This window comes from Desulfonatronum thiodismutans (assembly GCF_000717475.1).
GTDB classification, from domain to species: domain Bacteria; phylum Desulfobacterota; class Desulfovibrionia; order Desulfovibrionales; family Desulfonatronaceae; genus Desulfonatronum; species Desulfonatronum thiodismutans.
Map to the genome: position 1 here is coordinate 307,019 of NZ_JPIK01000004.1, position 18,020 is coordinate 325,038.

Below are 18,020 nucleotides of genomic sequence, written 5' to 3' on the forward strand. Positions count from 1 at the left end.
ATTACACCGGAAATAATGCCAAAATTTCCGGACTAACGACCCGATCCTTTCGCATGGCCGTCAGCGCCACCCTGGCCCCCTGCTCGTCACCGAGAAACATGCCGCCGAGCATCCGGCCTTGATCATGGACCACTTTGCGGTACAGGCCTTTTGCCTGGTCCTGGAATACCAAAGCCTCATGGCGGCCTTCGGCGTCGATCTCGCCGAAGGCGGTCAGGGCGATTCCAGCCACCTTCAGGGAGTTGCTCGGCACCGTGCCCGCGTACTCCGCGGCCCCTCCGGCCATATTCGTCCCGGCGACCCTGCCCTGCTCCACCGCCGCGGGCCAGATTCCGTAATATCTGCCTCGGTGCTCGCAGACGTCCCCGGCGGCGTACACGTCCGCCAAGGAGGTCCGCATCCGGTCGTCCACCAGCACGGCCTTGTCCACGGCCAATCCGAGCTTGCGGGCCAGTTCCAGTTCCGGACGCACCCCTGCGGAAATCAGGACCATGTCCGCTGCCAAGCGGGTTCCGTTGTCCAGGCGAATATCCAGGTCGTCAGGCATCCGGGCGATCTGCTCGGTTTTCCTGCCCAGGTGAAAGGCGAATCCCATGGATTCCAGCAAGCCCTGAAGCAGCTTCGCTCCCTGGGGATCAGTCTGCCGGGGCAGCAAACGCGAAAATACCTCAACCACCTCCACATGTGCGCCGGCCCGGCGCAGGCCGTTTCCTGCCTCGAGCCCCAACAGCCCTCCGCCGATCAGCACCACTCGTCGCCCTTTGCCCGCCGCGGCCTTAATCCGCTCCGCGTCAGCCATGGTCCGCAAGGTGAACACTCCCGGAATCACTTTCGGGTCGTCGATTCCGGGAATGGACGGAACGAATGCGTTGCCGCCCGTAGCCAGGAGCAAAGCATCGTAGCCTACCTCCTCACCCTCCGCCGTGATCACGAGGCGGCGTTCAGGGTTGGCGTCCTGGACCGGGCAGTCCAAACGCAAGTCAATTCCAAGTCGCTCATACCACTGGGGGCCATGGACGATCAGCTTTTCCGCGGCCTTCTCACCGGATACAAGTTCCGGCAGGGCCGGGGTGTAGGAGTGGCCTTGGAATTCGCGAGAAAACATCACCACGGACGAGGCTTGATCCTGTTTGCGGATCGCCTCGGCGGCGCTGTTGGCCGCGGGCCCGTTGCCGATAACCACGAAGCGCTTCATGCTTGTTTCTCTCGTCCGGTATCCGAATTCGATGCAGCGGCGTGCTTGGCTTCGCGCTTGGCCAAGCGTTGCTCCAAGGCCTTGATCAGCAGGGGCCAGACCAGAGTCGCGTCGCTGGGCACCTCAGCGTGCCGCCCGCCGTCCCTGGGTGCGACGAACTTGCCCCAGGAGACGCCCTCCTGGTACGTGCAGCCGCTCAACCCACCCCAGTGCACCGGTTCCGGACAGATCCGCACGGCGTAGTGAAACCGCCGGGCCGTGGTCTTCATGGACTCGACGCGCTGGCTAAGGATCTCCAGAAACGGCCCGACCTGCTGGGCCCAGTTCCGGGGCACGCCCCCGCCGATGGTGAATATCCCGATCCGCTTGGCCGCCAGTATCCGCTTGGTATAGCTAAACAGGTCCAGGAAAGGGTTGAACTGAAACGGGAGTCGGGCCGGGTCATCGATGTCCAGGGACTGCCATTCCGGATGGTTGCGCAGCATGTACGAGGCTACGTCCAGGGCCAGCTCCGAATCCGTGAAGGCCGGAATATACACCGGCACGTCCTTGGCGTAAGTGCTTTTGAGGATCCCCGGACCGTCATAATTCTCGGTCAAATGCCGACCGATGGCCCGACACAAACTCTCCGAACTCAAATGGGCATTATCACCCACTTCTTCCATCACCCGGGCGATGACCCGTTCGGCCTGCATGAAATTGGTTTCCGGCTCCAGGGTGTCGTAAACCCGGTTGTAGCCCTTTTCGAACAGGGCGGCGTCGTTCATCCGGTGCGGCTCGTGCTTATAGTGGCGCAGCCCGATGGATTCGATGAACCCATGGGCCATCAGAGCCCCGGTGGACACAATGATGTTCAGCCACCCGTTGTCGATCATCCGGCACAGCACCTTGCCCATCTTGGCCACGGTCATCGCCCCGGAAAAGGTCCCCACCACCAAACATTCCGGATCGCTGACCATGGCCTCCAGAACATCCAGGGCTTCACCCAGACAGCGTCCCCCGAACGCGGTGCGGGACATGGCCGTCAACAGTTCGTCGAAATCCTCCACCGCGTCCAAATCAAGGGTTTTCAGGGGCGTTAGGCCGTCTTCCTCTCCACTGTGCAAGGTATCGATACGTCGAATGTTCATGTCGTCTAAAGCTACTCCTTGGCGTTGCTCCTTGAAAAACGGAACCGCCAAAAAAAAGGGCCGAGGGAAGCGGATTCACCTCGGCCCGTTAACGGCTTTTTTTAGTGCGTCCTCAGGGGAGGAACACCGCGGCGGAAACCGTGGTGGTCCAGACCCCGGCTTGCCCCATGGTCACAACCGGGGCCGAGGCTGAATCGATGATTTTTCCGCTCATCAGATAGATTTGCCGCCTTTCGTCATAGGCGGTCTCCGGGTTGAAGTCCACGCCTTGGGTAGTGGCCAGCATGGTGGAGGCCAGGTCTTCGGCGAAGTCGCCCAGTTCCTGCTCATCGGCCCCAAAGGCGGTATGCTCGGAAATGTAGCCGTAGTGCTCCTTGCTGGCCGGAAAGGCCATGCCCACGGCCGACCCGACCAGGCGTCCCTTCTCGTTGGTGGCGTTGCGGGCCATCACGCAAAAGGTGATCTGTCCCGGACTGAGCTGCTTCACCCCTTCTTCCACCGTGACCATTTTGCAGTTTGGAGGGAAGATACTGGACACATAGACCAGATTCAACTTTTCGATCCCGGCGTCGCGCAACGCCAACTCGAACGACTGAAGTTTGTTTTTGTGTCTGCCGATGCCCCTGGTGAAAAAAGCCTGCCGTGGTACAAAATTGATCATATTCGATCCTCCTAAACAAAATGTTTCCACTCCCGAAGAAGTGAAATGCCTCATAAGGATTTTTTGGCCCGAAGGAAAGGGTCCGCGATGCCCAAACCCTGAAGCCGCGACTTGGCCAGGTCCGCCTCGGCCTGCGAGCCGCGCACCGTGACCAACACCCGATACCATTGCCGATCATTGACCATTCCAGCTTCCACGGACGCCGACAGTCCCGCGGAGGCAATGCTTTGCCGCAACTCCCCGGCCTGGGCGTCGTTTTGAAACGAGGCCACCTGATAGACGAACTCGAAACGTGGCTCCCCCGTTTCCACAGGATCCGCCGCCCCGGTCTGTCCCGTCGGACTTGTCGGTCCGGGGGGGGCAACGACGACCGGAGCCGGTACGGAATCAACGGCGGCCTCTTGCTGGACCTGGGGAGCCTGCCGGGCTGGAGCCGAAACCCGCGGCGGTTCAGCTCGACGGGGCGCTTCAGGTGAGGGTTGGCTGCCCCGTTCCTGAAGCGTCTCGTGAAATCGCAGTTCCTCGGGCTGTAAGACGGTTCGCGGCGTGGAGAGCGTCGGCAGAGAGGGAGGAGGCCATCCGATTTCCGGAATCACCGACTCCGGATGGTACCCTCTGCCCACCAGAATGCCCAAAATGAATGCCCAGGCCATGACCAAGGTGCCCACCAATCCCACGCCGAGCATCCCAAAGGGGCCCAATTCAAATCTCCAGCGTTTCTTCTTTCCGCCGGAGGAAGTCGAGGGTTTGGAGTTCTTCTGCGCCATGTTCAGGACGGCCTACATCTTCTCCGGCGCGCTCACGCCCAACAATCCCAACCCGTTGCGCAACACCTGGGCCACGGCCCGGCACAAGGCCAGCCTGGCCTGAACCAATTCCGGGGAACCCGCTGCCAGAACCGGATGGGTGGTATAGTAGCGGTGCAGCTTCCCGGCCAGATCCAGTACGTAATGGCTGATATGGTGCGGGCTAAGGGTGGCCGCGGCGGAAACCAACACGTCTTCGAACTGGTCCAGGGCTTTGAGCAGTTCCAGATCCGTCTCTCCGTCCAGCAGAGCCAGCGTCTCCTGGGTTGGTTGCGAGGAAACCACCCCGGCTTCTCCGGCCTTGGCCAGCAGCGAATGAATCCGGGCATGAGCGTACTGAACGTAGTAGACCGGGTTGTCCATGGTCTGCCGTTTGACCAGTTCCAGATCGAAATCCAGATGGCTGTCGCTCTTGCGGCTGAGAAAGATGAACCGGGCCGCGTCCGGTCCCACCTCGGCGCAAACGTCGGCCAGGGTCTCGAACTCCCCGGCCCGGGTGGACATGGCGATCTGCTCTCCGGCCCGAAGCAGGTTGACCAACTGGACAAGAATGCATTGCAAGTCTTCCGGGGCCCGGCCCAGGGCCTGGGCCGCGGCCTTCATCCGGCCGACGTAGCCGTGATGGTCCGCGCCCCAGATGTCCACCACCAGGTCGAAGCCGCGCTCGAATTTGTCCGCGTGGTAGGCGATGTCCGAGGCCAGATAGGTCAACGATCCGTCGGACTTGCGCAGCACCCGATCCTTGTCGTCCCCGTACCGGGTGCTGGCGAACCAGAGCGCTCCGTCCTGCTCGTAGGCCAACCCGTCCGCCCGCAAGCGCTCCAGGGTCCGTTCCACGGCCCCGTCCCGGATCAAGCCGGACTCGGAGAACCAGACCTGGTGCTCCACCCTAAAGTCCTGAAGATCCTGGCGGATTCCGGCCAGAATCCGAGCCATGGCGTATTCACGGGCCACGTTCAGGGCTTCCTGCTCTGGAAGGTTCGCCGTTCGCTCTCCGTCCCGGTCCGCTAATCCTTGGGCCAACTCCCGGATGTACTCCCCCTTGTACCCGTCCTCGGGAAAAAGCGTTTCCCGTCCGAGCAATTCCAGATACCGGGCCAGGACCGAGGCCCCCAGGAGCCGCATCTGACGACCGGCGTCGTTGAGGTAGTATTCCGTGGTCACGTCGTGACCCATGAACCGCAGGATCCGGGCCAGACTGTCGCCCAGGGCCGCCCCGCGCCCGTGGCCGATGTGCAACGGGCCGGTGGGGTTGGCGGAAACGAACTCCACCTGGACCTTGCGGCCACTCCCCATGTCGGCTTGCCCGTAGTCGTCGCCCTGGTCCAGAATGTCCAAGACGCCTTGTTGCCAGAAGGATGGAGCCAGGGTGAAATTCAAGAACCCCGGACCGGCGGTCTCCACCTTGGCCAGCCGCCCGTCGCCCAGGCCGGCCAACTGTTTTTCCATGTCCTGGGCGATCTGGCGGGGATTCTTTCCGGCTTTCTTGGACAGGGTGAAGGCCATGTTCGTGGCCAGATCTCCAAAACGCTTGTCCCTCGGTGGTTCCAGGGTCGTGGCCGGAGTCCACTCCAAGCCGTGCTCTGCCAGAAAGGGCGTCAGCAATTCGCGCAAATAGTTTTGTGCTCGCATTGGGTTGCGTCGTCTCGTCTTGTTGGTGTTGTTGTTCTTTTCGGACTCTCGGTCATGTCCATTCAAATCATGCTCGGCTCAACTCCCGACGCCCGGAATGAGCGCTTCCAGGTGCTCCAGACTTGAGATATTCTTTGCCTCCCAGGGCTCATCCTTATTAGCCAGAATCGCGCCGACCAGCCGACTCAAAACGCCTTTGGGGCCGAGCTCGACCCAGGTTCGGGCCCCGTCGTCCCATTGAGCCTGAACGCTTTGGATCCAAAGCACGGAAGAGGTCATCTGCTCCGCCACCAGGGTCTGGATACGGGCCGGATCGGACTCCACGGCCGCCGAGACGTTGAAATAGACCGGAATGCGCGGCGCGCGCCAATCCAGCTTCTTCAAGACCCCGCCAAACTCCTGGGCCGGTTCGGCCATCAAGGAGCTGTGAAAGGCGCCGCTCACGGCCAAAGGCACGGCACGGCCCTTGCGCTCCTTGACCAGGGCCGCGGCCTGGTCCACCAAGTCGGCGGTCCCGCTGATCACGAACTGGGTCGGAGAATTGTGGTTGGCGATACGCAGTTCCCGGCCGCTCTCGCCCCGGACCGCGTCCACGATTTCCTGGACTGCCTCCTGGGAAAGCTTGAGCACCGCGGCCATCTTGCCTCCCATATCCGATCCGACCTCGTCCATCAGGCGTCCGCGCAACGCGGTCAGCTCCAGGACCGCCGGAATATCAAGAATCCGCGCCGCGGCCAGCGCGGCGAACTCTCCCAGGCTGTGACCGGCCAGGGCCTCTGCCTGGAGGCGCTCATGCCCCACGACCCAAAATCCCAGGGTGGTCGCGGTCATGGCCGGCTGGAGGTATTTGGTGCGGGCCATGTCCTGCTCCGCGCCGTCCCAGTAGATTTCCCGCAAGGGCGCTCCAGCAGCCTTTTCCGCCCGCTTCCAAAGCTCCATGACCTCCGGAAACCGTTCCGCCACGTCCCGCCCCATGCCCGGCTCCTGGGAACCCTGCCCGGGAAAGACAACCACGATTTTCGATGTTGATTCGCTCATAGTATTTTGTCCCTACAGCATGTTTTCGTCATGCACCCGCCATGTGTATCGGTATCCAAATCGAAATCGTGATCGAAATCGATTCTTCCATCGTTACCACGCTGGAGCCTGGGAACGACCAAAACCCTCAGGTTTCAGCCCTCAGCCCCCCTTGCCTTTTCCTCCATGATCAGCCAAGTGTCGCCCATGGCTTCACAAATCTCGTCCCCGACTCCGCCGACACCGGACCAAATCACGGCCCTCGCCGCCGACCTCGGTCGGATACTGACCAAGGAACAGGCCTTGGGATTGAACCGCTACCTCAGCCTGCTGCTCCAGTGGAATCAACGCATGAATCTGGTGGGGCCCGGTGACTGGAGGACAGTCCTGACGGACTTGGTGGCGGACAGTTGGCTGTTGGCCGATTTTCTGGACACCCTGCCCCTGCTGAAAAACGCCACCAATAGTCTCCCGGATTGCCCCTCGAATAGCCTCTCGGTTAGCCACCCGAAGAGCCCCCTTACCGTGGACCTGGGCGCCGGGGCTGGGCTGCCCGGTCTGCCTTTGCGGTTGTTCTGGCCGCAAGGAACGTATCATTTGGTGGAAATCCGCCGCAAGCGCACTGCCTTTCTGCTTCAGGCCGTCGCGGCCATGGGACTGCGCCGGACAGTAGTTCGCCCGGAACGGGCTGAGCAGGCCCTGCCCGCCCTGGCCCCCATCGATCTGTGCCTGAGCCGGGCCTTCCTGCCCTGGCCCCAGCTCCTGGAGCTCGTCCGCCCCTGGCTGGCACCGGAAGGGCTGGTCCTGATCATGGCCAACGAGGCCCCGCCCAGTGCCTTTCCCGCGGGCTGGTCCCTTCAGGCCGTCCGAAACTACCCTTCCGGCGACAAGACCCGCTATTTCTGGTCCTTGGTCGCCGCCGTCATCTCCAGATAAGAACCCTTGAAAATGGCCTCCGTGGCCGCGGCGTCCGCGGCCTCGCCCAGATCCATCAACTTTTCCAAAAAATCCAGGATTACGAACCGATCATTCTCGCATCCGTCCTGAAAATCCTGAACCAACTGGCCACTGGAAAGCAGCTCCTCGATTTCCCGTAAACAATCCATGGGAAGCATTGCCGTACCTTGGAGATCCTTGCTGATATTTTTTGATATTCGTATTGACGTGAAAAACGGATATAATGGCAGGAAACACCGGTGGCGTAAAGAAGCGCCGCAGGCCTTTTCGACGACAATAACGCGGGAAAACTATGAACCACGGGGCACACGGGGAGCACGAGGGCAGACATGAACAAAGCTGCCTTTCCCCGTGATCCCCGTGTGCCCCGTGGTTACCTTCTTTACAGTTCCCGGCAACCCTCAAAAAAACGTTGCCACTCCCCGTCCTCGCCGCGTTTCTCCAGAAAGCCTTCCCGGCCTTTGACCCACCAAACAAATTCCCGCTCATCGGTATATCTGACTCCGGAAGCGGAAAGCGCATTGGGCAGGGTGACCAACTCCCCATCAGGCAGATTCAATTGCACGAAATGCAACGTTTTGTCGGATAGAACATAATAGTCGGCCGTAAGCCGCACGTCTCCGGCGCAGAGATAGGCGATCTCCCGGATTGGCACCACTCCCAGTTCGGCCCCGGAACTTCCGCCGCGATTCCAGATGCAACCGGCAATCAGCAGGCTCAACAGGCAGATGCACATTCCGGTCGTCCATTTCATGCTTTCCCCTCCTTCGCCCCATTCAACCGTCATCCCGATGTTCTTGGACAAATGCCTTGACCGTTTCAATGCAAACAGCAACTTGATGTTCCCAATCCAACAACAAGTTCCCGGCCGCCCCCGCCTCTCCGGCCCTGCCGACCGACTCCAGGCGAGCAGCGGTGTCCGAAAGGCGCATGCACCCGGTATTAGCGGCAATGTTTTAGATTCCGTGGGCATTGAGGGCCATTCTCGAAATGGCCGCCGGGATCGGCGAATCTGCGTGTCGGAGTCGCTACCAACCCAATAAATACGCGAAAATCAGCGGCGCGACGATGGTCGCGTCGGATTCGATGATGAATTTGGGTGTGTCCACGCCCAGTTTACCCCAGGTGATTTTCTCGTTGGGGATGGCTCCGGAATAGGAGCCGTAGCTGGTGGTGCTGTCGCTGATCTGACAAAAGTAGCCCCAAAGGGGAACCTCGGTTTGCTCCATGTCCTGGTGGAGCATGGGCACCACGCAGATCGGGAAGTCCCCGGCGATCCCCCCTCCGATTTGAAACATACCCAGAGGATTTTGCTTCGTGGTCTGGGTGTAGTGGTCCGCCAGCCAGGTCATGTACTCGATACCGGTGCGCACGGTGTGCACATTTTTCACCTCGCCCCGCAACACCGCCGCGGCGTACATGTTGCCCAGGGTGGAGTCCTCCCAGCCAGGAACGACCATGGGCACGTTCTTTTCCATGGCCGCCAACATCCAGGAGTTCTTGGGATCGATCTGATAGGACGGGGCCAGATCCCCGGCTGCCAGAATCTGCCGGAAGAACTCATGGGGAAAGTAGCGCTCTCCCTTGGCGTCCGCCGCGGTCCAGACCTGGAGCATGGCCTTCTCGATCCGGCGCATGGCCTCCATTTCCGGGATACAGGTGTCCGTGACCCGGTTCATGTGCCGGGCCAGCAGTTCCGCCTCATCCTGGGGAGTGAGGTCTCGGTAGTTGGGCACCCTTTCGTAAAAATCGTGGGCTACGAGATTGAAGATGTCCTCTTCCAGGTTGGCCCCGGTGCAGACGATCAAATGCACCTTGTCCCGACGGATCATCTCGGCCAGGGACAATCCCAGCTCAGCGGTGCTCATGGCCCCGGCCAGGGTGATCATCATCTTCCCGCCTTCGGCCAGAAAAACGTCGTAGGCCCTTGCCGCGTCGATCAAAGCCGCGGCGTTGAAATGCCGATAATGGTGCGTAATGAACGATCCCACCGGTCCGAGTTTGGCGGTATCGATTAATTTAGTGGAGGTCTTACTCTCAGCCGAACACATGACGAAGTCTCCTTTGGAAACGAAAAGTTAGAGTGAAATGCCGATTGCGGCATACGTCATGCTTGGGATAGTCGGTGCCAAGGCTTCCGTCAATTTACGGTACGCTCAATTCAGCGCCCCCCGCGAGCACGAAGCTTAGCAACTGGACGCTGAAAAAGTCGTCGAGTACAAGACCTCCATGGGATACGACACGCTGCAAGCATGCATTCGCGATTTGGAGGCTGCCGGAAGGCTGGTCCGGCTGAACGTGGAAGTGGATCCGTACCTGGAAGCAGGGGTCATTCAACGCCGGGTCTACCAGGCCGGAGGACCGGCCCTGCTCTACACCAGGGTTAAAGGCTGCCGCTTCCCCATGCTGGGCAATCTGTTTGGCACTCTGGACCGGGCCAGATACATCTTCCGAGACACCCTCCCGGCCCTGGAAAAACTGGTCCGGCTGAAGGTCGATCCGAGTGAAGCTCTCCGCGCCCCCTGGAAACACCTGGGATTGGTTCGCACCCTGTGGAACGCCCGTCCGAAATTCGTGACCAACGGACCGATCCTGGCCAAGAACTGCGCCCTGTCCGACCTGCCCAACCAGGTTTCCTGGCCCAGGGACGGCGGGGCCTTCGTCACCCTGCCCCAGGTCTACTCCGAAAGCCCGATCAAATCCGGCCCGAATAATTGGATGAACTCCAACCTGGGCATGTACCGAGTCCAGTTCTCCGGGGGCCAGTATGCGCCGGACCGAGAAGCGGGCCTGCACTACCAGATCCACCGGGGCATCGGCGTGCACCATGCCGAGGCTCTAAAACGCGGCATGCCGCTACGGGTGAACGTGTTCATCGGTGGGCCGCCGGCCATGACCCTGGCCGCGGTGATGCCCCTGCCCGAGGGCATGCCGGAACTCAGCTTCGCCGGAATGCTTGGCGGAGGACGACTGGAGCTGGTCCGCTCCGCCAACGGCCTGCCCATGCCGGCCCAGGCCGACTTCTGCCTCTCCGGCGTGGTCAACGGCGCCAAAACCCTGCCCGAAGGCCCCTTCGGCGACCACCTGGGCTACTACAGTCTGGAGCACGACTTTCCGGTACTCACCGTGGACCGGGTTTATCACCGCCCTGATGCGGTCTGGCCCTTCACCACCGTGGGCCGTCCTCCCCAGGAAGACACCACCTTCGGCGCGCTGATCCACGAGCTCACCGGCGAGGCCATCCCCACGGTGCTTCCGGGAGTCCGGGCCGTGCACGCCGTGGACGCCGCCGGGGTCCATCCCCTGCTCCTGGCCCTGGGCAGCGAGCGCTACGTGCCCTATGATTCGGAGCGGATGCCTCGTGAACTGCTCACCCAGGCCAACGCCATCCTCGGCCAGGGCCAGCTCTCGCTGGCCAAATACCTGTTCATCGCCGACCAGAATGACGATTCCCGCCTGGACATTCACGACATTGCCGCGTTCTTCCGCCATATGTTGGCGCGAGTGGATTGGACACGGGACCTGCACTTCCAGACCCGGACCACCGTGGACACCCTGGACTACTCCGGCCTGGGCCTGAACGAGGGCTCCAAGGTGGTGATCGCCGCGGCCGGTCCGCCCCGCCGGACCCTGCCCACGTCTTTTCCCAGCGACCTCCGCCTGCCGAAAGGCTTCAGCTCGCCCCAGGTCTGCACGCCCAACGCCCTGGCCGGAGTCCTCGTCATTCAAGGTCCGCCATGCACCCGAGCCCGCCACGTCCAGGATCCGGCCATGACCGAACTTTGCCGCGAGCTGCACGCCGCCAAGCAACTCACGGACTGGCCCTTGATAGTCGTGGCCGACGACGGCGCCTTTGTCGCCCGGACTCTGAACAACTTCCTCTGGACCACCTTCACCCGCTCCGACCCGGCTCGAGACATCTATGGAATCAGCGAAACCATGTCCTGCAAACACTGGGGCTGCTCCGGCCCACTGGTCATCGACGCCCGAGCCAAACCCCATCATGCCCCGGCCCTGGAGCCGGACCTGGAAGTGGAAAAAAGGGTGGATCAACTCGCGGCCAAAAGAGGACCGCTGGCGGGATTGTGGTGAGCGTCAGTCCAGCCCAAGCTGGGCCAGCAGATCATCCACGTCGTTCTGGTTGGTCGTCGTTTGCGGCCCCTTGAGTTCCGAGGCTTTTTGTTTGGCTTCCGTGTTCAGGGCCTGGAAGTCCTTTTCCGGGTTCTCGTCAATTCCCTTGATCTTCAACCCCGTGGCTACGAACAGTTCCGTGGTGATCCGCTCCACCTGCTTGATGGCGGTGATGATCTTCTTGATCCGCTGGCCGGTGAGATCCTGGAAGGACAGGGCGGTCATGATCCGCATAAAGTCTTCGCTCAGGCGCTGATTCGTGGCGATCAGGGCGTTCACGTCCGCGGCCCTGGCCCCGCCGGTGCGGAATCGCTCCATGATCACGGTCATCTCGGCCTGCAGTTCCATCTGATTTTCCACGATGTCCATGACCTGGACCGCGGCCTGCTCCGTGGCCTTGAGAATCTCGTCAAGTTGGTCCGAGGCTTCAGAAATCAACGCGCTGGTTTGACCGTCCACGAGCGGGGCCTGTCCGTCGTACTTCTTTGCTTCGGCGATTTCCTTGTAGATTTGCTTCAACCCGTCCTGCAATTCCGCGTTCAGGGTCCGGTAGAACTCACCTTGCATCAGTGATCGGCTGATGTTCTTCTGCAACTCTCTTTCCAGGGCCTGGACCATGGTTCCGCGTAATTCTTCGGAAATACGCGCGGCAATCCGATCCATGACCCGATCAGCCATTTCATCATTGCTGAGCATGGTGTTCCTCACTGTGTTGCGGCCAGGCAACCGTGCTTACGTCCGGCGTCAGGCCTTGTGTTGTTCAAATTGCTTCGTAATCAGGTATATTGCAGGGTATTTCGCCGCTTTCCCTGCAAACGTCCAGTGATCACCCCGGTCAGCCAAGCCACCAAAAAGACCGCCCCGCCGACGAGAAACCAGTGAAATCGATCCCAGGACTTCAGCTTATTGTTCTCTTGGCGCAATGCCTCAACCTCAACCTGCGCATCGGCCAGATCGACCACGGTTTGATCGTACCGTTGACGCAAATCCAAGACATTGGCCGCATCCAACTGGAAAGCCGCGTGCTCACGATCCAGGTCCAAAAGCCTGTTGGAGGTCTCGGAGAGGGTTTCCAGCAGATTTTGATTGACCTCCTCCAATTCGGCGACCCGCCCTAAAGCGCCACTGGATGCGGCGTAGAGTTCATCATATATTTTACGAAGCTCCTGGTACTTTAAAGAAACCGGAACGTCCTCGCTGGTGAAGCGCTTCAGCACCCAGCCTTCAATATTGTTCGGGCCACGGACTCGCAGCCATCCGGCCTGTTCGGACAAGACTTCCATTTTTGCTCCGGCTGGCAGCATCTGGAGGATTCGATGCTCGGTGGACGGCCCTACACGCTTGGAAATTTCCCGAACATCGGACACGTACACGGTTACCGCTCCGGCAATTCCCGGCAACCATGCCAAAACGCTCACCAAGGAGAACCCGACAACAAAGCGCATGATCCGATTTGTCTTCATGGCGAACCTCAGCGAAATGATGGGCAGAATATATGAATCGCGGCTTTTCATAACACTGAAACGTGCCCCAAGGCAACGCGCTCAATAACCCAGTCTCTGAAAATCAGTTCTCATCGGCATCCAAACCGTCCCCATTGAACGGAACGCAACTTGTCGCGAAACCATGGCCGAGACTAAATCAAGCCAGGCAGAAACGTGGTCAGGGCGGGAAAGGCCAATAGGATGGCGATGCAGACGATTAATGCGGCCAGAAACGGCCAGATCCCTTTAAAGATGGTTTCCAGGGGGACATCCGCGGCGATTCCCTTGACGATATAGACGTTCATGCCCACCGGAGGCGTGATAACGCCCATGGCCACAACCAGGACCATGATCACTCCGAACCAGATCGGGTCATATCCCAAAACATTGACCACCACGGGGTAGAAGATGGGAATGGTCAGCAGGACCAGAGCCAGGGCGTCGATGAAGAACCCCAGGACAAGATAGATCAGCAGGATCAGGGCCATGACCACGTAGGCCGGCAGGTCCAACTGGCCAGCCCAGGACGCCAGCTCGAACGGTATGCGGCTGACGGCCATGAACCGCCCAAAGATCACCGCTCCGGCCACCAGGAGCATGATCATGGCAGTGGTCCGGGTGGAGTCGGCCAGGGCCCGCTTCAGTCCGTCCCAGCGCAGCTTGCCCTGGACCAGGGTCAGAAAAAAAACCCCTGCCGCCCCCACGGCCCCGGCTTCGGTGGGTGTAAACCATCCGGCAAACAGGCCCCCCAGGGACAGAGAAAAGATGACGAATACTTCCCAGATTCCGCCCTTCAAGGCCGCGAGGCGATCCTTCCAGCCGAACACCGGCCCGGGCGGTCCGAGGCTTGGATTACGCCGGGCCATGAGAAAAATTGTGGCCATGTAGAGAAACATCAGCAAAAAACCGGGAATGATCCCGGCCATGAACAGCTTGCCGATGGATTGCTCCGTGGCCATGCCGTAGACGATGAAGATCACGCTGGGCGGAAACAGGACCCCCAACGCTCCCCCGGCAGCCACGCTGGCTGTCGAGAGAGTGTCCGCGTACCGGTATTTCTTCATCTCCGGGATCGCGATGGCCCCGATGGTCGCGGCCGTGGCCGTGTTGGACCCGCATACCGCGCCGAACAACGCGCAGGTGGCTTGGGTGGCTATGGCCAACCCTCCGGGATAGTGGCCCATGGTCCGGTAAGCGAAGGTGAACAGCCTGGCCCCTATCCCTGAGTAGAACGCTAAAAATCCCATAAAGATGAACATGGGAATCACGCTCAGGGAGTAGGAGGAGAACGTGGCGTACAGATCCTTGGAAACGACCCGAAACGCCGCGTCCGGAGAAACCAGCCAGCTGAATCCCAAAAATCCGGTCAAGGCCATGGCATAGGCAATGGGCATGCGCAGAATCAACAGCACGAAAAACAGCCCGATGCCGGCCATTCCGATCACTGTCGGGCTCATCGGCGCACCGCCATGCCCACCATTTCCACGGCACGCAGGATCAGGACCAGGCAAAGCAGTCCCAAGGCCGCGGCAAGTCCGTAGACGAACGGGTAAAAGGGAATCTTCGTGGTCAACCCCACCTCGCCGCTGGCCGCGAAACTTTGGGCATACTCCAGCATGTGCCAGGAACAGAAAACAAAAAACACCGCGGCCAAGATATTGGTCAGGCCGTCGATGCAGGCTCTGACCCGCTCGGGAAGCTTGGCCACCAGAAACCCCACGGCGATATGTCCGTTCTTCAGGGCGCAATGAGCCAGAGCCAGGCCCACTGCCAGTGAGGTCAAAAAGCCCACGAACTCATAAGTTCCGAGAATCGGGCTCTTAAAGAATGCCCGCAGGATAATGTTCAGGACTACCAGAAACATTACGGCCAGGAGGCTGATTCCAGCCACGGCGTCAAAAACCTTGCTGACGGCCCAGACGTATTTCTCCGCGAGTTGAAGAGAGCGTTTTGAACGTGGCGACATTGGGAATAAGGAAGGAAGCTGTTGAGAAAAAACACGGTCGCGCGCTCAGACGCTTTGTGAGCCAGCGACTGAACGCGCACCGTGTTTCAGAAGAACTAATATCCGCACCTTGAACGTTACGGCACGGTAAAAATGCTCCGCGCCTGATCAGTACTGGGCGTTGTACTTCTCGGACAATTCGATCACCAGGTCCAGGGCCTCTTGTCCGGGCAGCCCGCGTCCGGCCATGTCCTGAAGAAAATCAGCCTGGATCGGCAGAACCAGTTCGGTCCAGCGGGCCGTTTCCTCATCGGAAAGGTGAATCACCTGTTGGCCCGTGGTTTCCACGGCATAAGTCAGGGCCGTCTCGTTTTGCGCATCCCACAGCCCCTTGGCCACGTCATGGAAGAAATGCTCGGAAACCTCGGCGATCACAGTTTGCAGATCCTCTGGAAGCCGATCCCACGCGCGTTGGTTCATGGTCACGAAGAATAAGGTATTGTAGAGAAACGGGGTCAACGTCAAATATTCGGTGACCTCGGCGTGCCGCCAGCCTTGCAAAACCTCCAAGGGCGAAAGATTGCCCTTGACCAGCCCGCGTGACAAGGCCTCATAGGCCTCGGACTGGGGCATGGCCACGGGGATGGCCCCCAGAGCGGCCAAGGTTTTGGCGCTCAGCCCGGTGGCTCTGATTTCCATGCCCCGTAGGTCCTCAAGGGTACGCACCGCCGACTTAGTGAACAGATCACCAGGCCCCGTGGCCAAAACCATCAGCAGCTTGGCGTCCTGGACCTCCGCCGGATTCAAGGTATTGATCGCGTCCCAGGCCACTTGGCTGGCGACCTTGGAATTCTTGTAGGTCACGCCGGGCAGTTCGAATACTTCCAACAATGGAAAACGGCCTCTGGTGTAGGCGAAAGCGGACAGGCCGATATCCGCGATCCCCGTGACCACGCCGTCATAAATCTCCGGGGCCGCGAGCAGGGTCTGGCCAGGATAGCTGACCACGGTGATTCGTCCGCCGGATGCTTCGGCCAGAGCCTCGGCCCAGCCCTGAACCAATTCCGTCTCCGCCGGGTGAGTTGCCGGGAAAAAATGCGCCAAGCTCAACGACACAGGACGCTGAGCCATAGCGGTGGTCGCGGTGAGCATCAACGTCAAAAGCGCCGCCAACAACACCGGGTACGTCAAACTCAATCTGTTCATTTCTCGCCCCCCTTAATTAAAGATACGCGTTCCGGTCGTCATGCCCCGCGAAAAATTACAGATTGTAAAGTTCGTCTCCAGGGATGATCCGAATTTTATTTTCTTGCAATATTTCAACAGCCTGATCCGTGCGGTCGAACCGGAAGATCATGACCGCGTCCTTGCCGGTCTGTTGAACAAAGGCGTACATGTATTCAACGTTGATCTGGTTGTTGCTGAGCAATTCCAGAATGGAATGCAGCCCTCCGGGCCTGTCGTCCACTTCCACGGCCACGACGGAAGTCCGCCCCACTGTGAAGCCGTTTTCCTTGAGCACCTGCTTGGCCCGTTCATGATCCGTGACGATGAGTCGTAAAATGCCGAAGTCCGACGTATCGGCCAAGGACAGCGCCCGGATGTTCACCTTGGCCTGGGACAAGACCCTGGTCACATCCGTCAGACGTCCGGCGCGATTCTCCAGAAAAATCGAAATCTGTTCTACTTTCATTGTTCTACCCTCCCTGTAAGGGATTCAGGTTCTATGAAGGATCGAAAATCGTGGCGCGCTCTCAGGCTTTGGGACGCTGGTCAATGATCCGTTTGGCCTTGCCTTCGGAACGGGTCAGGCTGCGCGGCTCCACCAGTTTAACCTTGGCCGTCACACCGAGAAACTCCTTGATGTTCCCCTGGATTTTGCCTTCAAGGCGCTGCAAATGGCGCACTTCGTCGGAGAAGAGCTTTTCATCCACCTCAACCCGTACCTCCAAAGTATCCATGGCACCCTGACGGTCCAGGATCAACTGGTAGTGCGGGGTCAACCCCTCGGTTTCCAGCAACAAGGCTTCAATCTGAGACGGGAAGACGTTCACCCCGCGAATGATCAACATGTCGTCGCTGCGCCCCTTGACCCGGTTCATCCGGACATGGGTCCGACCACAACGACAGGGAACGTAATTCAGGGCGGTGATATCCCGGGTTCGGTAACGGATCAGAGGCTGGGCCTCCTTGGTCAGGGTGGTCAGGACCAGTTCGCCGGTTTCCCCGGGCGGCAACTGCTCGCCGGTGATCGGGTCGATGATTTCCGGCAGGAAATGGTCTTCAAAAATATGCAGGCCCTTTTGGGCGGCGGCGCACTCCATGGCCACCCCCGGCCCCATGATCTCGGAGAGCCCGTAGATGTCCAGGGCGATCAGGCCCAGCTTGGATTGGATGTCCTGGCGCATCTCCTCGGACCAGGGCTCGGCACCGAAGATACCGACGCGAATGGGCAGCTCGCTGAACGAAATTCCGGCTTCCTGGGCCGCTTCGAACAGAAACAGGCTGTAGGACGGAGTACTGCACAGCACCGTGGGGCCGAAATCCCGAAGCAGCATTACTTGACGCCTGGTGCCGCCCCCGGAAATAGGAACGATGGTCGCCCCCAGCTCCTCCGCGCCGTAATGTACGCCCAGCCCCCCGGTAAACAGCCCGTATCCGTAGGCATTATGCACCACGTCGCCCCGGTTGACCCCGGCGGCCATGAAGGCTCTGGCCATCAGGGAGGCCCAGTTGCGGACGTCGCGGTGCGTATACCCCACCACCGTGGCCTTGCCCGTGGTGCCGGAAGAAGCATGGATGCGCACGACGTTTTCCTTGGGCACGGCAAACAGACCAAAGGGATAGTTGTTGCGCAGGTCCTGCTTTTCCGTGAACGGCAGATACTTCAGGTCGTTAAGGCTTTTGACCTGTTCGGGGCGTATGCCGATTTCCTCGAACTTGCGTCGATAAAACGGCACGTTGGCATTGACGCGCTCCACCAGGTTCCGGAGCCGGGACAACTGCAACGGCTCCAGGTCCTCCCGAGGCGCGGTCTCATTCTCGATGTCGAAAATCACGAA

Annotated in this window: 18 protein-coding genes; 2 read left to right on the top strand and 16 right to left on the bottom strand. The window is 60.0% G+C overall.

Going from position 1 to position 18,020, the window contains the following annotated elements:
* Position 1 precedes the first annotated feature (1 nt).
* The 6 genes from GY33_RS0102005 to GY33_RS0102030 form a co-directional block, all read right to left on the bottom strand.
* The gene (locus GY33_RS0102005; RefSeq protein ID WP_051822196.1) at positions 2-1,195 is read right to left on the bottom strand and encodes an NAD(P)/FAD-dependent oxidoreductase; all 1,194 of its coding nucleotides are present in this window, start codon (positions 1,193-1,195) and stop codon (positions 2-4) included.
* Positions 1,192-2,325, bottom strand: a complete 1,134-nt coding sequence (locus tag GY33_RS0102010) for a deoxyhypusine synthase family protein (RefSeq protein ID WP_051822197.1) — start codon at positions 2,323-2,325, stop codon at positions 1,192-1,194. The genes GY33_RS0102005 and GY33_RS0102010 overlap by 4 nt, the downstream gene beginning before the upstream one ends.
* 112 nt (positions 2,326-2,437) lie before the next feature.
* Positions 2,438-2,986, bottom strand: a complete 549-nt coding sequence (locus tag GY33_RS0102015; protein ID WP_084031963.1) for a pyruvoyl-dependent arginine decarboxylase — start codon at positions 2,984-2,986, stop codon at positions 2,438-2,440.
* Positions 2,987-3,036: 50 nt separating this feature from the next.
* A complete protein-coding gene (locus tag GY33_RS0102020) occupies positions 3,037-3,753 on the bottom strand; it encodes an SPOR domain-containing protein (RefSeq protein ID WP_031385730.1) in 717 nt (238 codons plus the stop codon).
* Between the two features lie 12 nt (positions 3,754-3,765).
* A complete protein-coding gene (gene argS, locus GY33_RS0102025) occupies positions 3,766-5,424 on the bottom strand; it encodes an arginine--tRNA ligase (protein ID WP_031385731.1) in 1,659 nt (552 codons plus the stop codon).
* Positions 5,425-5,502: 78 nt separating this feature from the next.
* Positions 5,503-6,462 carry an ACP S-malonyltransferase gene (locus GY33_RS0102030; protein ID WP_031385732.1) on the bottom strand — a complete coding sequence of 320 codons (960 nt, stop codon included), beginning with the start codon at positions 6,460-6,462 and terminating at the stop codon, positions 5,503-5,505.
* Positions 6,463-6,648: 186 nt separating this feature from the next.
* On the opposite strand from GY33_RS0102030, the gene GY33_RS0102035 reads away from it, so the two are divergent.
* Entirely contained in the window at positions 6,649-7,377 is a 729-nt protein-coding gene (locus GY33_RS0102035; protein ID WP_031385733.1) for a 16S rRNA (guanine(527)-N(7))-methyltransferase RsmG, read from the top strand.
* Here GY33_RS0102035 and GY33_RS0102040 read toward each other — a convergent pair.
* From GY33_RS0102040 to GY33_RS0102055, 3 genes are all read right to left on the bottom strand, one after another.
* On the bottom strand, positions 7,338-7,547 hold the full coding sequence (locus GY33_RS0102040) for a hypothetical protein (RefSeq protein WP_326923836.1): 210 nt from the start codon (positions 7,545-7,547) through the stop codon (positions 7,338-7,340). The two genes, GY33_RS0102035 and GY33_RS0102040, sit on opposite strands and share 40 nt — an antisense overlap.
* A gap of 233 nt (positions 7,548-7,780) precedes the next feature.
* Positions 7,781-8,152 carry an MliC family protein gene (locus GY33_RS21315; RefSeq protein WP_031385735.1) on the bottom strand — a complete coding sequence of 124 codons (372 nt, stop codon included), beginning with the start codon at positions 8,150-8,152 and terminating at the stop codon, positions 7,781-7,783.
* A gap of 274 nt (positions 8,153-8,426) precedes the next feature.
* Positions 8,427-9,449: a deoxyhypusine synthase family protein gene (locus GY33_RS0102055; RefSeq protein WP_051822198.1), complete on the bottom strand. Its 1,023-nt coding sequence runs from the start codon at positions 9,447-9,449 to the stop codon at positions 8,427-8,429.
* A 178-nt stretch (positions 9,450-9,627) separates the two neighbouring features.
* On the opposite strand from GY33_RS0102055, the gene GY33_RS0102060 reads away from it, so the two are divergent.
* The gene (locus GY33_RS0102060; protein WP_031385737.1) at positions 9,628-11,490 is read left to right on the top strand and encodes a UbiD family decarboxylase; all 1,863 of its coding nucleotides are present in this window, start codon (positions 9,628-9,630) and stop codon (positions 11,488-11,490) included.
* A 3-nt stretch (positions 11,491-11,493) separates the two neighbouring features.
* Here the strand turns inward: GY33_RS0102060 and GY33_RS0102065 are convergent, their stop codons facing one another.
* The 7 genes from GY33_RS0102065 to GY33_RS0102095 form a co-directional block, all read right to left on the bottom strand.
* Entirely contained in the window at positions 11,494-12,225 is a 732-nt protein-coding gene (locus GY33_RS0102065) for a protein phosphatase CheZ (protein ID WP_031385738.1), read from the bottom strand.
* Between the two features lie 80 nt (positions 12,226-12,305).
* The gene (locus tag GY33_RS0102070) at positions 12,306-12,992 is read right to left on the bottom strand and encodes a TIGR04211 family SH3 domain-containing protein (RefSeq protein ID WP_161788430.1); all 687 of its coding nucleotides are present in this window, start codon (positions 12,990-12,992) and stop codon (positions 12,306-12,308) included.
* Positions 12,993-13,165: 173 nt separating this feature from the next.
* Complete coding sequence (locus GY33_RS0102075; protein WP_031385740.1) at positions 13,166-14,470, bottom strand: TRAP transporter large permease; 1,305 nt, start codon at positions 14,468-14,470, stop codon at positions 13,166-13,168.
* Positions 14,467-14,979, bottom strand: coding sequence for a TRAP transporter small permease (locus tag GY33_RS0102080; RefSeq protein ID WP_035270999.1), 513 nt, complete (start codon positions 14,977-14,979; stop codon positions 14,467-14,469). The genes GY33_RS0102075 and GY33_RS0102080 overlap by 4 nt, the downstream gene beginning before the upstream one ends.
* A gap of 147 nt (positions 14,980-15,126) precedes the next feature.
* Positions 15,127-16,164, bottom strand: a complete 1,038-nt coding sequence (locus GY33_RS0102085) for a TRAP transporter substrate-binding protein (protein WP_035271002.1) — start codon at positions 16,162-16,164, stop codon at positions 15,127-15,129.
* Positions 16,165-16,219: 55 nt separating this feature from the next.
* Positions 16,220-16,651 (bottom strand): ACT domain-containing protein, encoded by a 432-nt coding sequence (locus GY33_RS0102090; protein ID WP_031385743.1) that lies wholly within the window; start codon positions 16,649-16,651, stop codon positions 16,220-16,222.
* Between the two features lie 61 nt (positions 16,652-16,712).
* Positions 16,713-18,017 (bottom strand): phenylacetate--CoA ligase family protein, encoded by a 1,305-nt coding sequence (locus tag GY33_RS0102095; protein WP_031385744.1) that lies wholly within the window; start codon positions 18,015-18,017, stop codon positions 16,713-16,715.
* Positions 18,018-18,020 lie beyond the last annotated feature (3 nt).

Excerpts from the sequence above, each read along its gene's own strand:
- GY33_RS0102060 (WP_031385737.1), top strand. The coding sequence starts at position 9,628 with ATGGGATACGACACGCTGCAAGCATGCATTCGCGATTTGGAGGCTGCC.
- GY33_RS0102015 (WP_084031963.1), bottom strand. The coding sequence starts at position 2,986 with ATGATCAATTTTGTACCACGGCAGGCTTTTTTCACCAGGGGCATCGGC.
- argS (WP_031385731.1), bottom strand. The coding sequence starts at position 5,424 with ATGCGAGCACAAAACTATTTGCGCGAATTGCTGACGCCCTTTCTGGCA.
- GY33_RS0102030 (WP_031385732.1), bottom strand. The coding sequence starts at position 6,462 with ATGAGCGAATCAACATCGAAAATCGTGGTTGTCTTTCCCGGGCAGGGT.
- GY33_RS0102085 (WP_035271002.1), bottom strand. The coding sequence starts at position 16,164 with ATGAACAGATTGAGTTTGACGTACCCGGTGTTGTTGGCGGCGCTTTTG.
- GY33_RS0102035 (WP_031385733.1), top strand. The coding sequence starts at position 6,649 with ATGGCTTCACAAATCTCGTCCCCGACTCCGCCGACACCGGACCAAATC.
- GY33_RS0102040 (WP_326923836.1), bottom strand. The coding sequence starts at position 7,547 with ATGGATTGTTTACGGGAAATCGAGGAGCTGCTTTCCAGTGGCCAGTTG.
- GY33_RS0102080 (WP_035270999.1), bottom strand. The coding sequence starts at position 14,979 with ATGTCGCCACGTTCAAAACGCTCTCTTCAACTCGCGGAGAAATACGTC.
- GY33_RS0102020 (WP_031385730.1), bottom strand. The coding sequence starts at position 3,753 with ATGGCGCAGAAGAACTCCAAACCCTCGACTTCCTCCGGCGGAAAGAAG.
- GY33_RS0102070 (WP_161788430.1), bottom strand. The coding sequence starts at position 12,992 with ATGAAGACAAATCGGATCATGCGCTTTGTTGTCGGGTTCTCCTTGGTG.
- GY33_RS0102065 (WP_031385738.1), bottom strand. The coding sequence starts at position 12,225 with ATGCTCAGCAATGATGAAATGGCTGATCGGGTCATGGATCGGATTGCC.
- GY33_RS0102055 (WP_051822198.1), bottom strand. The coding sequence starts at position 9,449 with ATGTGTTCGGCTGAGAGTAAGACCTCCACTAAATTAATCGATACCGCC.
- GY33_RS0102010 (WP_051822197.1), bottom strand. The coding sequence starts at position 2,325 with ATGAACATTCGACGTATCGATACCTTGCACAGTGGAGAGGAAGACGGC.
- GY33_RS0102090 (WP_031385743.1), bottom strand. The coding sequence starts at position 16,651 with ATGAAAGTAGAACAGATTTCGATTTTTCTGGAGAATCGCGCCGGACGT.
- GY33_RS0102005 (WP_051822196.1), bottom strand. The coding sequence starts at position 1,195 with ATGAAGCGCTTCGTGGTTATCGGCAACGGGCCCGCGGCCAACAGCGCC.
- GY33_RS0102075 (WP_031385740.1), bottom strand. The coding sequence starts at position 14,470 with ATGAGCCCGACAGTGATCGGAATGGCCGGCATCGGGCTGTTTTTCGTG.
- GY33_RS21315 (WP_031385735.1), bottom strand. The coding sequence starts at position 8,152 with ATGAAATGGACGACCGGAATGTGCATCTGCCTGTTGAGCCTGCTGATT.